This is a genomic window from Asticcacaulis sp. P4_H10, from assembly GCF_056400965.1.
Map to the genome: position 1 here is coordinate 190,295 of NZ_JBFUKH010000003.1, position 14,813 is coordinate 205,107.

The following is a 14,813-nucleotide window of genomic DNA, read 5'->3' on the forward strand; positions in this document are numbered from 1 at the left end:
GTCCACACCGCCCTGATAACCGGCAGGCATTTTGACGTCACTTGAAAAACCTATCCTTTGCCACGCTCATATTGGCCTTCTTCCTGGCTTCCCCGTTGCCCATGACCTCAAGCCGGGACAGGGTCTCCATGTCGGCCTTGTCGAGGCTGAAGTCGCCTTTCTCAACCAACACGTCGATGCGGTGAAAGCCGCCGGCCAGCAGTTTGGCCTGGGCCATGGCCAGTTCCACCTGCGCCGCCATCATCAGGTCGATAATCCCGACATTCCAGCCAGCGACACCAGCATTTCTCTGGTCGGCGATATTGAATGGGCTACCGGTCGTACCGATGCTGAGTATGTCCACCTCTTCGCGTGAGCGGTTGAAGAAGGCCAGGGCTTCGGTCAGTCCGACCATGGCGGGACAGTTGGCCCAGACGCCGCCGTCGACATAGCTGGCGTTTTTGTGCGCGGGAAAGGCGGCGGCCTGGAAATAGGTCGGCGCCGCCGATGTCGCCAGGGCCACGTCCACAGCCAACGCGCCCCTTTCGTCGACAAGGCGCGGCTGGTGTTCCGTCTTCATAATGTAGATGCGGCCGTTAATGGCGTCATAGGTCGGAATGACGAGCGGGCAGAGCGCGTCGTGGAACTTCCGGTCCTCCAGGATGGTTTCCAGCTCCTGGCGGAGGATTGTGTGCGAGTGCTTGGGCGCAAAGATCTGCCGCAGACGGCCCAGTCTCTGCTTGCGGGCGGTGCTGGGGAAGATGACCTCTCCGCGCTTGAGATAGAAATCGAGCAGCGTCTGGGCGCTGAAGCCGAGGCCGAGGCCGATGGCCAGTATGCCGCCGGTGGAAGTGCCGGCGATCAGCTCGAAACAGTCGGCGGTGCGCTTCCCGGTCTGTTTTTCGAACTCGGCCAGGACAGCCGCGGTGAATACGCCCTTGATGCCACCGCCGTCGAGGCTGAGGATACGGAATGGCCGCGCGGGGGCGGGAGTCTGGACTTCGGTCATGGATTTAGGTCCGCTTCTGAGAGGGGTTTTGCGTCTTCAATCGTTGTTTTGCTGGACGATGCGCTATTGTCATCCGTCTTCGGCGTCTCGATGACTCTCAACGCGATACGGTCGCTGCCCTTGACGTTTGCCCCCTTGGGGAAGGCGGTTCCGCGGGCACAGTCCGGCGCGGCGTTGAGCGCGTGTAAGCAAATCTGATATTTTCCAGTCCCCAAGGCGATTTCATTGTCTTCGCAGGTGGGCGTTTCACTCGAAACTGAGCTGTATTCGACAGAATACTCTTCGTAGAAATCGTTGTAAGTTTCCTCGCTCACATTCCACAACTTTACCTGCGTCTGGGCGCCGACACGCAAGCAGGCTTGTGCGTTTAATTTCATGCTGAAGTATTTGCCGAATTGAACGACATCGCCACCGTGGATGCCACGGACGACCTTGACGAGCGTTCGGTCGGCGTTTCGGAATGGCCAAACGATTTCCATGAACTGGCCCATACTGCCGTTTCCCTGGAAGCAGTCGTAACAGACCTCAGCCTTCCCATCGGCAACGGTCACTGCCGATACAAATTTTGGATGTGTCTTGAAATGCTCATTCGAGGGAAGGAGCGATGTTACGTAATCGCTGTCATCCCATTTTGCCGAACTTGGGCTTTTGGATGAAACGACATGATCGAAACGATAATCTGGGCCTTGCTCGATATTCACACTGAAGGGGCGGTCGGAATTGACTTTAAAAATGACGCCTGAGGAAATCCGGGCTTCCGGATGCGTCTGGTCGAGCGTTACCTTGGCGGGCGATATTGCCGAAAACAGCAGGCGGCCGGCGGGGGCGATCATGATGCCGGCAACCAGTGCCGAACAGATCAGCATAGCGCCGCCGTAATATCGATAGTGAGGAGGCACGTTGTGGGCTTTGTCTTCGCCACCGGCCCTGCGCTTTTCCGATCGCCAGACAACCGAAGAGAACGCCACGGCGCTGACGACGGTCAGCACCCATATGGTTCCCACCGCACGTCCGTCTTCAAGCGGAAACTTGACCAGCAGACCCAGGGATACAAACAGTTGCGGCGCGGCCAGGGTAAAAGGGTTCACGAGATACCAGTTTCGGCTGAACCTGTGCTCGAAGCGGACAACAAGGGGAAGTAGGATCACAGTTGCAAAACCGCCGAGCAGCGCCAGTCCGAAGGAAACGACCAGAGCCTCAACTGCCAGTACGTTGGAATCGATGGTGAGTAGTACCAGCGAACATCCCACTGCAAGTAACATGGCCATGAGGCATACAGACCAGATATTGACCTGGGCCTGTATCCATGGTTTCAGCCTGAGGGCAGAGGTGGGAATATAGAAAACCATTGCGGGTAAAGCTGCCGCCAGGGCGATGCCGGCCACCATTAAGCCGTAGAATATTGCCGCCCCGACCTGATTGCCCGGGCCGGATCCTTCTGCCTCGGGATGTAAAAACGCTGTGCAAAAGCCAGGCAGAACGAAAAGAAGCATAACGGTTAAAACCGTTATGCCGATGGCTGGTAGTATGTGTTGAAAGATGTTGGTGCGACCCATGCGCGCGGCTTGCACGAGGCTGGCTTTACCGTCTTTTGTGGATTTGCGGTGTATGTCGCGCGCCATCTCTGGCCACAGCTCCAGCAGACCGAACGTCAGGGCATTACGCCTGTCTTTTTCTTCGCCGCGTAACCTGTCTGCAGCAATAGATACCAATTGGTGCTTGTACCCCTCCAGTTCAGGCAGGCTTAATGCAACCGCTACCTCTCGTACACGTTCTCGCTGTTGATGCAGGCTGGCAATTTCCTGAGGTGTGCGGGCATTGATTGGAATGTTGCCGCAAACTTCGAAGATCTCCCGGACGACATATTTGACGGGAACAAGCTCGATGGGCACTTCGTCCCGGAAAAGTGTGACAAGCGCATTCGCTTGCCATTTGTCGGCTTCCGGCCTGAGGTAGCGGATAAAAAGCCTGTCGAACTCCGTCCGATCCTCGACGCTCAGGGCTTCGCGTTCCCTGAGCACGGTGGCGATGACTTCGGACGCGCCGTCACGCTTGTTGACCAGCCCGTTGACGGCGTCGACGCCGATCTTGGCCAGTTCCTCGATCGCTCCCGGATCAGGGGCCATGGCAGCGGCCAGGACAGCAAGATTGGCCCGGACGTGCGGAGACTGGGCGTCGAACAGCCGGGACAGCTTCGGTTTGATAGCTGACCACGTAAATTTGCCGGCCGTCGCACGATTATCTGTCATGTTGGCTGTTCCTGAGGGTTGAAATCACTTTGTGAACCAGGGCTCGTGTGAAATCGCCCGGCGTTCGGCGCAGCAATGTATTGATAAGCAACAGGTAGCGGCTTTCGTCGAACGGCTGCATTTCGACCCGCAACATTTCTGCGCGGAACTCATCGTCCGTCAGCCACCATTCGCGCTCGAGGCGCCAGTCGGCGCGGATCTCGGCCGCCCCTGGCGCACCGGCACCGGTGGCGAAGCGCTCGAGCATGTCGCGGTACCATGTCTCGGCATCGTCGCGGCCGCACTCCTCCGCCAGCTTTTTCACACGCCCCTCGTCGCGGTCTGTCCAGTCCAGGCGCAGCAGGCCGGCAAGAACGACGGAGGCAGCGCGGGCACTGAGGTTAAGGCGATGATACGAAAGAAGAATGATGCGCAGGTCTTCGAAATCCATGCCAGCTTTGGTGGCGTCGGGTTGCTCGATCCGGACTGCGGCATTGCGTAACTGGGTGACTTCGGGATTGAGCTCGACGATGGCGCGCACGGGGCCGATCAGCCGTTCGTGCATGATGTCGAATAATTTCTCTGATCCGGGGCGCGGGTTGTCCCCCCGGATCAGGAAAAGCTGCTGCAACCGCTCCAGAAGTTGCCGTCGTTTCGCTGGATTGCGCAGGGGCGCGTTCACGATGCGGCTTTCCGTGACAAAATCGCGCGTGATGCCGCTGCCGGCGATCTCCCCCAGTATGTCGATGGCCTCTAGCACGTCGCCGGCGTCATCGATCTTGCGCAGCGAACGGTTGAGATAGTTGGTAAGGAGCGTCTGGACGTCGAAGGCGGTCAGGACGTCGGTATCAGAGGGGTGCGCGGTCTGGTCCCTGGCCATTTCGAACAGTTCGTGGCAGGCGACCGACAAAGTTACGGCATCGAGGAAACCGTCATTCTGCAGATTTTCCCAGACGCGTTCCTGGGAGGCGGCGGGAATCGGCGGCGCGCCGACGCTTTCCGGCGCCCGCTTCATAATCTGCCGGGCCTCGCTGCGCGTCACCGAATCGAGGTGGAAGGTTTCGAACGAACGCCCGGGCATGCGGCTTTGATGGGTTACGAAATGCCGGTTCAGTTCCGCGTACCATTCCTTGCGCAAGGCCAGAACCAGGTGGACGGGCAGTTCGGCGTCCGCCAGTTCAGCCAGTGCCACCAGCAGCCGTTCGCGGTTTTCCTGGCGGGCCAGGGTGAAGATCTGTTCGAACTGGTCGATTACCATGACGATGCGGGGCTTCAGGTCCAGGTCGCCATCGGGCCGGACCAGGCGGATTGGCCCGGTATTGTCATGGATAAGGGCGTGCAGCAGGGGAAACGATATTCCCGGTGTTTCAGGCCCTTCCACCCGGCTGTGCACCGCTGCGACGCGAGGCTTAAGGTTCGGAGCGTCGTCGGACCGCACCGCTCGGGTTTCGACGGCGTTACCGGATCTCACGAGGTGCGGAGGCGGAAGCAATCCTCCCGCCGTTTCCAGCCGGGCGCGCGCTTCCTTCAGCCGTGCAGCGAGCGTGCGTTTGCGAAGCAGCTTTGACAATCGTCCCACGCCGGCCTTCTTCGCGAAGGCCGCGCCGAGTTCAGGGTCCGCCTGGTTCCAGATTTCGAACAGGGCCTCTTCGGCGATCGTGCCGTTAAGGTAGCGCGACAGGATGGGCAGGCGTTCGACGATCTCGTTGCCGGGATCGAGCAGGGCCTCACGCAGGACATGCTGTTCGCGCAGCTCTGCCCGGCCACCCTCGTCGCCCTGGCGGCCCCCCCTGAATATCCCCGCGGCCTCCTGAAGTGATATCCGGGTCCCCCAGTGGCGGGCTATATGGTCCAGGCAGGTGGCTTCCAGGGCTGGATCAAGCGTCAGCGCCCGGATTATGGCGCGTTCCAACCCGCCATCAAGGAGGGCGAGGGCGCCATCGTTTTCGGTTTCCGGACGCGGGTCGGGCCTCAGATAGACCGGCAGCAGGCCATCCATTTCCAGTTCCGGGATGACGGCGGCGCGCAGCAATGAGGTCTTGCCTATGCCCGAGGGCGCGACGACCGCGACGACGGGATGGAGCTGGATGAGCTGCGCCAGCTCGCGCTGCGCTGCGTCGCGGCCGAAGAACATGGCGGACTGAGCCAGACCGTAAGGACGTGCGCCCAGGAACGGGTTCAGTTCGCTCATGGCTCAGCTCTGTTGAGAAAGTGTTCGACCGATACCAGCAGCTTCAGCGGGTCCAGCATTCGGGTTTCCAGCCGGTAGGTGTTCCAGGCCCACCGGCTGAAGTTGTTGGCGCTCGACGTGTCGCGGATCTGGAAGGCTTCCATCCGATGCAGAGGGTCGTCGACATCGGCCTTCGGGTTGTGGATCAGGTAGCGGTAGGGATTTTCGTCCTTTTGCTCGAGCTGGGCCGGCAGGAGAATGTTGAACAGCATCTGCATGTTGGGCGTGAAGATGCCGGCGCCGAGTACGAACAGGACGGCTGAGGTGATGCCCTTGGTAGCCGCAGCCGGCATGGGCATGGCCTGTACGCCACCGCGCCAGTCCTCGCCGGACAGCACAGCCCTTTTCGCAGCTTCATCGTCGGCGACGCTGCCAAAGGGCTTGATGAGCATCACACGGCACGCTTCCAGGATGGGATCGTCGGCCTGGCATTCCCTTTCGGCAGGCAGGCCATGTGAGACATAGACATGCCGTATCTGCAGCCGTTCGCTGTCCTGCTGGTCGCGCCGGCCTTTTTCGCGCTGGCTATTGTGGATAAGCTTGACATGCTCGACCGGCAGGCTCCGGCTGCTCAGCGCCAGGTCGATCCATTCGTCTGGCATGGTATTGATGATGAACAGCCTGCCCAGTCCGGGCGTGCGTTGCCAGTTGGCGGCGATCAGCCGCAGATAGACGCCGAGCCCGCTTTTGTCCTGCCGCGCGTCGCCGCGCAGGGCGTCCAGAATCTTGTCGACCCGTTCTTCGATGGCGCCACCCATGGAATGGGCGACCGAGCCCATGACGTCGATCCAAGGCGGCGCGCCCTCCAGCCGGTTTTTATCGACGAACCGTTTGACGGCCGTAGCCGGTGTCATCTGGTCGCGATCGCCTTCGGCGAAGGCATAGGGACCGATTACGATCACAAGGGATTTCTGCCGCCGGAACCGCTTCATGAGGTCAAGCGCCAGTTCGTCTTCTGGGCTGTCAGGCGTTGCCGGCGTAAGGTCGGGGTCGCAGGCCAGGAAGACCGCATCCTCCGCCGCGTCGTCGGCGGAGACAGCGATCGTGTCCATCCGGTCGCTGAACGCATTGAACTGTTCCAATGCGGGCGGTCGCGGCGCGCCGCCGACGCAGGCAATGACCAGGCGACGCCTGGGGTTGACCATCATTGCGTCGTGGATACGGTCGAGCTCGTTCTTTTCCTGGTAGCGGCCGAGACCTTCATTGCCGACCGCCAGGACAATGGCGTCCGACTGATGCAGCTCCCGCACCAGTTCGGCGTCGAAGCCGGGATCGAGTGTTTCGAGATCGCACCAGACGATAATGTCCCGTTTTCGCGACGCCGCGCGCAAACGATTGAGAAGCTCGACGCTTAATGCACTGCGGGAATTGTATAAATATATGACGTGTTTCAGAATTTTGCCCCAATAGTCTATGTCCGGACATAGCTACCCAAGCCTGTTGTGTCGGTGTGGACCGTAAACCCGATCCGCCCGGCGCACAGGATTCCCCATAGCGTTGTTATCTATTCACCATATTTACAAATTGGCAAGAGATTTACGCGGCAGGGTTGTGCGTGCGTAAAGGGGCCGCCTTCTGCTGGCTTATGTTGCGCTGCGAACACATCATATTTCTGTCCCTGCACTGCAAACTTTGTGTCGTGAAGTACCCTTAAGCGGACGCTCCTGTCTTCCCCGGGAGTTTACCATGCCTATCCAAAAGGGCGCCGCGTTCAAGGCCGCGCTGTTCACTACGACCGTCCTCGGCCTTTTTTGCGGCACCCATGCCGTCGCCGCTGACACCTCTGCTGAGGCCGATGCCGCGCCGCAGCCCGCTTCGGAAGAGGTCGTGGTTCGTCTCAACAAGACGACGCGCTCGTCGGTCGAGCTGGCCGGTTCAGAAATGCAGAAGCTGCTGCCGGGCATCAGCCCGCTGAAGGCCATCCAGACCCTGCCGGGCGTCTTGTTCGAAACCGCCGACCCGTGGGGCAATAACGAACAGAACGAAACCCTGTTCGTCCACGGCTTCAGCCTGCAGCAACTCGGCTACACCTTCGACAACGTGCCGCTGGGCGACCAGCAGTACGGCAACTGGAACGGCCTGTCGGTATCGCGCGCCGTGACGTCCGAGAATGTCGGCCGCGTCCTGTTCTCCTCGGGCGCCGCTGGCCTCGGCGTCGCCTCGACCTCGAACCTGGGCGGCGCGATCGAGACCTTCTCGAACGATCCGACGGCTGAGCGGGGCTGGACCCTGGCCCAGACCCTTGGCAGCTACGACACGACGCGCACCTTTGTGCGTTTTGACTCCGGCGAGTTCGGCAACGGCAATGCGCTCTACGTCTCTCTGGTCCACCACGACGCCAAGGCGTGGGATTTCGAAGGCCACCAGAAGGGCGACCAGTTGAATGCCAAATACGTCCGCACCGGTGAAAAAGGCACCTTCACCGGCTATTTCGACTATCAGAGCAAGGTCGAGCCCAACGAAGATTCGATCGTCCACGTCGCGGGTGAAACCTCGGCGCCGTACATCCGTCCCTTCCTCTATCCGGACTATGACGCCGCCATCGCCTATCTGAACCCGGTGACCGGCGCGCCGCCGGCCTCGGCTGGCAGCAACTTCTCCAACTACCACTCGGCTGCCCAGCGCGAAGACGCCCTGGCCTACGCCAGGTACGACTATCGCTTCAGCGAGAACCTCAGTTGGTCGAACCAGGTCTATTACCACTACAACTACGGCCGCGGCATCGTGGCGGGTCCGATCAACCAGGCCGGCCTGCCGGCGCTGTTCTCGGTCTACTATCCGGGCCCGACGGGTGAAACCTCGGCCCAGCAGGTCGCGCGCCTGAAGCAGATCTTCGGCGGCACGGGCTGGGCGGTGCGCACAACCGAATACCTGCAGAACCGTTCGGGCCTGCTGTCGACCGTCAAGTGGCACACCGGCGACCACGATATCGACGCCGGCCTGTGGTACGAGAAGCTGTTCTCGACCCAGCACCGCGCCTGGTATCCGTTTGCCAAGGCCAATAACGACCTGTCGCCGTACGATATCCCCGAAGGCAAGCTGTTCAACCAGTACTATGGCCGCTTCAACATCTCGGTCCTGAACCTGTACGTCCAGGACCAGTGGCGCCTGACACCGAACCTTTTGGTCCAGTACGGCTTCAAGTCGACCTCGCAGACCGGCAAGGGCTGGTTCCCGGTCAACCAGCAGAACTTAACCACCAACACCAACCCGATCGCCTATCCGACCGGCACGATCAAGACGACCGAGAGCTTCCTGCCGCAGATCGGTGTCGTCTGGGACGTGACGGCCAGCGACCAGCTGTTCGCCGACGCCCAGAAGAACCTGCGCCACTTCATCGTCTACGGTGCGGGTGGTTCGGCATGGAGCCAAGCAAACCAGGCATCGTTCGACTATTTCAAGGCCAACACCAGGCCGGAAATGTCGACCACGCTCGAAGCCGGCTGGCGCTTCCACCACACGTTCGATGGCCCGATCACCGGCTTTGACGGCCAGGTCAGCGCCTATCACGTCGACTTCGAGAACCGCCTGCTGTCGATCAGCCCGACCCCGGTCATCCTGTCGCTGGTCGCCGGTGCTGCCGTGCTCGTTAACGTTGGCGACGTGAAGACGGACGGTATCGACCTGGCCGGCACGGTCCACTTCGGCAAGAACTGGTCGTTCTACAATGCCCTGTCGTACAACAAGTCTGTCTATCAGAACGACTATTCGACGGGTGCGACGACCGTGAAGACGGCCGGCAAGAATGTACCCGCTTCGCCGGAATGGATGAACAAGTCGGTCCTGTCGGGCAAGTTCGGCCAGTTCGACTTCCAGCTGTCGGGCGATTATGTTGGCGATCGTTTTGCCACCTACACCAACGACCTCAGCGTTGACGGCTACTTCGTGGCCGGTCTGCAGGCGGGCTATCGGTTCGTGCTTCCGGCCGCGTCGCCGCTCAAGTCGGCGCGCTTGAGCCTGAACGTCACCAACCTGACGGACATCGAGGCGACCTCCACACTGGTGGTCGGCGCCGCGTCGGGCACATACAACACCTATCCGATATCGCCACGCATGGTGTTCCTGAACCTGACGACACGGTTTTAAGGAATATACCGAAAGCTGCACTGCGGCTTTCGGTATGATTTCACGGCAATAAAACCCTTTTGGGGGCGGGGGATCGGCGGCGTGCGGGGGCACGCCGCCGAATTGTTTTATACGCTCCCTCCTCCCCAGCCTCGCCGGCAGGCAATCGATAGAGAGGAGGGAGGCTTAAGCTTCGACGCCATGGCCGTTGGATATGGCGTTTTTCAATGCGTATCGGGCGTCTTGCAGACATTTGCAGAAAATTACATCGGGCCGTTTTGCGCGCACAAATCTTGATATTTTCCGCACCCGCTTGTTATCCATGTGCACCCGTGTACGCAGGCAAATCCAGGGTGGCTTTAACGAACTGACTCGCTATCCGCACCTGATTACCTGTAGCCTGCGGAGTGCGTTCATGCCCCATACCGTCATCACCAGCGAAGCGCTGATCGCGACGGCGCAATCGGCGGTATACGTGCTGCAGCTGGCCGAACACTGGGCGGACAGGTTCGACGTGCGGGTCACAGCCAACGGCACGATCATAACCCTTTCCGACGCGACCATAATTACGCTGAAGACCGCGCCTGAGGGCATTATCGTCCGCATCGACACCTCGGACCCTACCTGTGTCGCGCCGATCCAGGCCACGGTGTTCGACGTCCTGGCCGAACTTGCCCACGGTAACGCCCTGGTGTCGCCGGTGTGGTCGACCCTGGCCACATAGGCCTTACGTCGCCTATCAATTTTTCTTGAGAAAATCTCAGAGAAAATCAATTACACTTATAGCCGCGACGGGCGTAGACCTGGGGCATCAGCCACAGGAGCGACACCATGGATACCCCACGCGACACTGCATCGGCCGGCAAGTGCCCGGTAGACCACGGCCAAGGCCAGAGAGAGCGCCAGCGCAGCACAGGCACGCACGGGCACCGCAATCGCGACTGGTGGCCCGAACAGCTCGACATCTCCGTGCTGCACGCCAATTCGAAACTGTCCGACCCGTTGGGCGACGGATTCGACTACGCCAAGTCCTTCCAGGGCCTGGATCTCGACGCGGTGATCACCGATCTCACCGCATTGATGACCGACAGCCAGGACTGGTGGCCGGCCGATTTCGGCCACTATGGCGGCCTGTTCATCCGCCTGGCGTGGCACAGCGCCGGCACATACCGCACTTCGGACGGGCGGGGTGGGGCAGGGGGCGGCCAGCAGCGCTTTGCCCCGCTCAATTCGTGGCCCGACAACGCCAATCTCGACAAGGCGCGCCGCCTGCTGTGGCCGATCAAGCAGAAATACGGCAATGCGTTGTCGTGGGCCGACCTCTACGTCCTGGCCGGCAATGTCGCGCTCGAATCGATGGGCTTCAAAACCTTCGGCTTTGCCGGCGGCCGCGCCGACACCTGGGAGCCGGAAGAACTTTACTGGGGTCCTGAGGGCACGTGGCTGGGCGACGAGCGCTACAGCGGCGAACGCCAACTGGATGAGACCTTGGGCGCCGTACAGATGGGCCTGATCTACGTCAACCCGGAAGGCCCGAACGGCAATCCCGATCCTGTCGCTTCGGCGCGCGATATCCGAGATACCTTCGCGCGCATGGCGATGAACGATGAGGAAACCGTGGCGCTGATCGCCGGCGGCCACACCTTCGGCAAGACGCACGGCGCGGGCGATCCGTCTCTCGTCGGCGCGGACCCCGAAGGCGGCGCCATCGAGGACCAGGGCCTGGGCTGGAAGAGCACATTCGGCACCGGCTTCGGCGCCGACGCCATCACCGGCGGCCCGGAAGTGACCTGGAGCCAGACGCCAACACGCTGGAGCAACCACTTCTTCAACAACCTGTTCGGCTTCGAATGGGAATTGACCAAGAGCCCGGCGGGCGTCCACCAGTGGCAGGCGAAGGACGCCGAAGCCACCATCCCAGACGCGCACAATCCGGCCAGGAAGCACCTGCCGACCATGCTGACCTCGGACCTGGCGTTGCGCTTCGACCCCGAATACGAAAAGGTCTCGCGCCGGTTCCATGAGAACCCGGACCAGTTCGCCGACGCCTTCGCGCGGGCGTGGTTCAAGCTGACCCACCGCGACATGGGGCCTGTCGCCCGTTATCTCGGGCCGCTGGTGCCGAAGGAGACGCTGATCTGGCAGGACCCGATCCCGGCCGTCGATCACGCCTTGATTGGTGACGCCGACATCGCAGTGTTGAAAGAGCGCGTTCGGGCCTCGGGGCTGAGCGTGGCGCAACTGGTCTCAACCGCCTGGGCGTCGGCGTCGACCTTCCGCGGTTCGGACAAGCGCGGCGGCGCCAATGGTGCGCGCATCCGCCTGGCGCCGCAGAGGGACTGGGAGGTCAACCAGCCGGCCCAGCTCCAGACGGTTTTGGCCAGGCTCGAAGAAATCCGTGCGGGCTTCGGCAAACCGGTGTCGCTGGCCGACCTGATCGTGCTGGCGGGCGGTGCGGCGGTCGAAAGGGCGGCGAAGGAGGCAGGGGTGATGCTCAGCGTGCCGTTTACGCCTGGCCGCATGGACGCCTCGCAGGACCAGACCGATGTCGAGTCGTTCGCGCCGCTGCAACCGCGCGCCGATGCTTTCCGCAATTATCACAGCCGCCGCGCTTTCATGAAGCCGGAAGAGGCGCTGATCGACAAGGCGCAGTTGCTCAGGCTGAACGCGCCGGAATTGACGGTGCTGCTGGGTGGCTTGCGGGTGCTGGGCGCGAATTACGACGACAGCAAGAATGGCGTCTTCACCAACCGCCCGGGCGTGCTCAGCAACGACTTCTTCGTCAACCTGCTAACCATGGATACGGAATGGCAGGCGACGGGCGATAATGCCTATGCCGGCGTCGATCGCCGGACGAAAGCGCCGAAATGGACGGCGACACGCGTCGATCTGATCTTCGGCTCGCATGCACAACTACGGGCGATCGCCGAGGTCTATGCCCAGGCCGATGCCGGTGAAAAGTTCGCCAGGGACTTTGCCGCCGCCTGGGTCAAGGTCATGGAGCTCGACCGCTACGACTTGCACCGGTAAACGGCCGCGTTTCTCCTCCCTGTGCCAAAGGCATGGGGAGGAGGGGGCCGGCCATCGGTCTTTGCAACATGTAAATCATTGCCCGCCATATATCGGTGTACGCAGATGTGGGGGAAATATGGCTGGGTTGTCTCTGAAGCTCGGTGTAACCGCCGGGTGGCTGTTACTGGGGTTGGCCGCGCTTTCCGCCTGTAGCCCGACCGAAAAGACCCGCGTCCGGCTAACTGCCACGGTCGCCATCGGAGAGACCCTCTATACTGGCTCGGCGGTTCAGGAGTTCCAGTGCAAGGCAGGCGGCACGCTCGGCGGCGGCATGGATGTCGGCGGCTGCCGCGTGAAAGGCGAAGCTGTCTACGTCGATCTGAGGCAGCACGGCAATCTGGTCATTCCCTTTCTTGGCAAGAAGGAAGACCAGACGTCTTACGTTTATTTGATACTCCCGCAGTCCGGCCCACCTGGCGAGGCATGGGCGCTTTATGGTGACGCGATCCCCTTGATGGTGACCTTTACCGACCCGTCGGACCCGCGAACGGTTGAGCTCGTCGATCCTGCCAACCTGCAGGGCAGGTTCGGCGACAGCGCGCGTCTTGCTGGCCTAACTGCCGAAAAGACGGTCGATCCGATTACTGAGACGCTGGCTGCGCACATGCCCTGGGTATCGCATGGTAAGGGGCATGATTACATTAAACGTGGACAACCCGGCATCGGTAATATCACCACATTAGGCCAGATGCAGCGCTACGATTTCAAATCGGGTAAATGAGTTAATGGTCGTTGAGATGCTATGACCTGACTGCGCCACTCCGCCCCATTGACGCCACGGGATATCCGGCCATATTCACGGCCTATGGTGGAATCGTCCTACAGTCCCGAAGCCTCCGGCGCGTCCTACCGGATCGGTGACTGGACGCTGTGCACCCGGACCAACCGCCTGACGCGCGAGGGCGGGCAGACCGAGCTGGAAAGCCGGCTGGTCCATCTGCTTGTGACGCTGATCGACCATCCCGGCCAGGCCCTCGACAAGGACTGGCTGCTCAAAACCGTCTGGGCCGGACGGACTGTGACAAGCGAGAGCCTGATGGTGGCCATCAGCCAGTTGCGCAAGGCTTTGGGCGACGACGCGCGTGTGCCATCCTACATCAAGACGGTGCCCGGCAAGGGCTATCAACTGGTTGCCGATGCCGAGCGCATCGCGGCGCCTGCCCAGCATAGGCAAGAGCCGCGGGCCCGTTGGCCGGTCCGCTGGGAAATCGCCCTGCCCATCGCGGCGGTGGCTCTGGTGTGCGTGGGCTTCGCTGTCCGGGGTACGATGCCGAAATCCAAGGACGCCTTCTACGTCGATATCGAGGCAAGGCTGGACACTGGCGACCCTGTCCGGCAGAGAGAGGTCGTACGCGATTTGCGCGCCCTGGCTGCACAGGAGCCCTCAGCCGAGGCCTTTGCCAGGCTGGCCGACGCCAAGATACGGCTGCTGGGCGACGCCTTGGTCGAGCCCGACAATTGCCGGGAGGTCATTGGCCTGCTCGATAAGGCGATAAGTATGGAGCCGCGCCATTATTGGGCCTACAAGCGGCGCGCCGACGGACGCTTCCTGTGCCGCCATGACATGGCGGGCGCCGAGGCGGATTACCGCACGGCGCGGCGCGTCAGTCCGCGCGATGATTACACGGCGCTGGGCTATTCCAGCTTTCTGCTGGCGCAGGGACGCTTCGACGAGTCGTTGGCGCAACTAAAGGAGGCCCGGCGCCTTAATCCGCTCCACTATTCGGGCACCATGGCGGTCTGGCTCTATCAGATGCACGGCCGCGACGACCTGGCCTGGCATGAGTTGCGGCGTATCGAAAGCGGCGGGGCAGGCGACAAGGCGTTCCATGTTTCGGCGCTGCGGCTCTACACCCGAGCCGGGCGCAATGCCGAGGCGTTTGCCCACCTGGAATGGCTGATGCGCGCCCAAGGCTATGGCGACGCCGAGGTCGCGGCGGCACGGGGGGCGCTGAAAGCCGGCGGGATGAAGGCGGTCTTTGGCTGGCTGCTGGCGCGGAAAGAGACGAAGGACCTTGGCCAATACACACCACCCCTGTCGTGGGCGCGCTATGCCCTTGAGAGCGGACGGACCGACGAGGCGATGATCCATCTGGAACAGGCGTTTGCGCACAACCAGATACCGCTGCTGTGGGCTGAGGTCGATCCGGCCTATGCGCCTGTGCGCGATCATCCAAGGTTCAGGACGTGGATGACGAAGATGAAAACACTCCAGAATTAAGCTTTCTTC

General features: G+C 61.4%; 9 protein-coding genes. 5 read left to right on the forward strand and 4 right to left on the reverse strand.

Annotated features, from left to right (window positions below; translation table 11 throughout):
- Window positions 1-37: 37 nt before the first annotated feature.
- From AC1DON_RS07155 to AC1DON_RS07170, 4 genes are read right to left on the reverse strand one after another with little or no spacing between them, the layout of a single operon-like run.
- Window positions 38-988 (reverse strand): CBASS cGAMP-activated phospholipase, encoded by a 951-nt coding sequence (locus AC1DON_RS07155; protein ID WP_476934085.1) that lies wholly within the window; start codon window positions 986-988, stop codon window positions 38-40.
- Window positions 985-3,237, reverse strand: a complete 2,253-nt coding sequence (locus AC1DON_RS07160; protein ID WP_476934086.1) for a hypothetical protein — start codon at window positions 3,235-3,237, stop codon at window positions 985-987. The genes AC1DON_RS07155 and AC1DON_RS07160 overlap by 4 nt, the downstream gene beginning before the upstream one ends.
- Window positions 3,227-5,407 (reverse strand): nSTAND1 domain-containing NTPase, encoded by a 2,181-nt coding sequence (locus AC1DON_RS07165; protein ID WP_476934087.1) that lies wholly within the window; start codon window positions 5,405-5,407, stop codon window positions 3,227-3,229. The genes AC1DON_RS07160 and AC1DON_RS07165 overlap by 11 nt, the downstream gene beginning before the upstream one ends.
- Complete coding sequence (locus AC1DON_RS07170; RefSeq protein ID WP_476934088.1) at window positions 5,404-6,777, reverse strand: hypothetical protein; 1,374 nt, start codon at window positions 6,775-6,777, stop codon at window positions 5,404-5,406. Before AC1DON_RS07170 ends, AC1DON_RS07165 begins: the two co-directional genes overlap by 4 nt.
- Window positions 6,778-7,132: 355 nt before the next feature.
- Here AC1DON_RS07170 and AC1DON_RS07175 point away from each other — a divergent pair, with 355 nt between their 5' ends.
- The 5 genes from AC1DON_RS07175 to AC1DON_RS07195 all read left to right on the forward strand — a co-directional run bounded on the left by AC1DON_RS07175 (window position 7,133) and on the right by AC1DON_RS07195 (window position 14,804).
- The gene (locus AC1DON_RS07175) at window positions 7,133-9,532 is read left to right on the forward strand and encodes a TonB-dependent receptor (protein ID WP_476934089.1); all 2,400 of its coding nucleotides are present in this window, start codon (window positions 7,133-7,135) and stop codon (window positions 9,530-9,532) included.
- A gap of 394 nt (window positions 9,533-9,926) precedes the next feature.
- Window positions 9,927-10,235, forward strand: a complete 309-nt coding sequence (locus AC1DON_RS07180; RefSeq protein ID WP_476934090.1) for a DUF2218 domain-containing protein — start codon at window positions 9,927-9,929, stop codon at window positions 10,233-10,235.
- Window positions 10,236-10,342: 107 nt separating this feature from the next.
- Window positions 10,343-12,541: a catalase/peroxidase HPI gene (gene katG, locus AC1DON_RS07185; RefSeq protein WP_476934091.1), complete on the forward strand. Its 2,199-nt coding sequence runs from the start codon at window positions 10,343-10,345 to the stop codon at window positions 12,539-12,541.
- A gap of 118 nt (window positions 12,542-12,659) precedes the next feature.
- Complete coding sequence (locus tag AC1DON_RS07190; protein ID WP_476934092.1) at window positions 12,660-13,304, forward strand: hypothetical protein; 645 nt, start codon at window positions 12,660-12,662, stop codon at window positions 13,302-13,304.
- An 84-nt stretch (window positions 13,305-13,388) separates the two neighbouring features.
- Window positions 13,389-14,804: a winged helix-turn-helix domain-containing protein gene (locus tag AC1DON_RS07195; RefSeq protein WP_476934093.1), complete on the forward strand. Its 1,416-nt coding sequence runs from the start codon at window positions 13,389-13,391 to the stop codon at window positions 14,802-14,804.
- Window positions 14,805-14,813 lie beyond the last annotated feature (9 nt).

Coding starts and splice junctions, on each gene's coding strand:
- katG (WP_476934091.1), top strand. CDS start 10,343: ATGGATACCCCACGCGACACTGCATCGGCCGGCAAGTGCCCGGTAGAC.
- AC1DON_RS07175 (WP_476934089.1), top strand. CDS start 7,133: ATGCCTATCCAAAAGGGCGCCGCGTTCAAGGCCGCGCTGTTCACTACG.
- AC1DON_RS07190 (WP_476934092.1), top strand. CDS start 12,660: ATGGCTGGGTTGTCTCTGAAGCTCGGTGTAACCGCCGGGTGGCTGTTA.
- AC1DON_RS07195 (WP_476934093.1), top strand. CDS start 13,389: ATGGTGGAATCGTCCTACAGTCCCGAAGCCTCCGGCGCGTCCTACCGG.
- AC1DON_RS07160 (WP_476934086.1), bottom strand. CDS start 3,237: ATGACAGATAATCGTGCGACGGCCGGCAAATTTACGTGGTCAGCTATC.
- AC1DON_RS07155 (WP_476934085.1), bottom strand. CDS start 988: ATGACCGAAGTCCAGACTCCCGCCCCCGCGCGGCCATTCCGTATCCTC.
- AC1DON_RS07165 (WP_476934087.1), bottom strand. CDS start 5,407: ATGAGCGAACTGAACCCGTTCCTGGGCGCACGTCCTTACGGTCTGGCT.
- AC1DON_RS07180 (WP_476934090.1), top strand. CDS start 9,927: ATGCCCCATACCGTCATCACCAGCGAAGCGCTGATCGCGACGGCGCAA.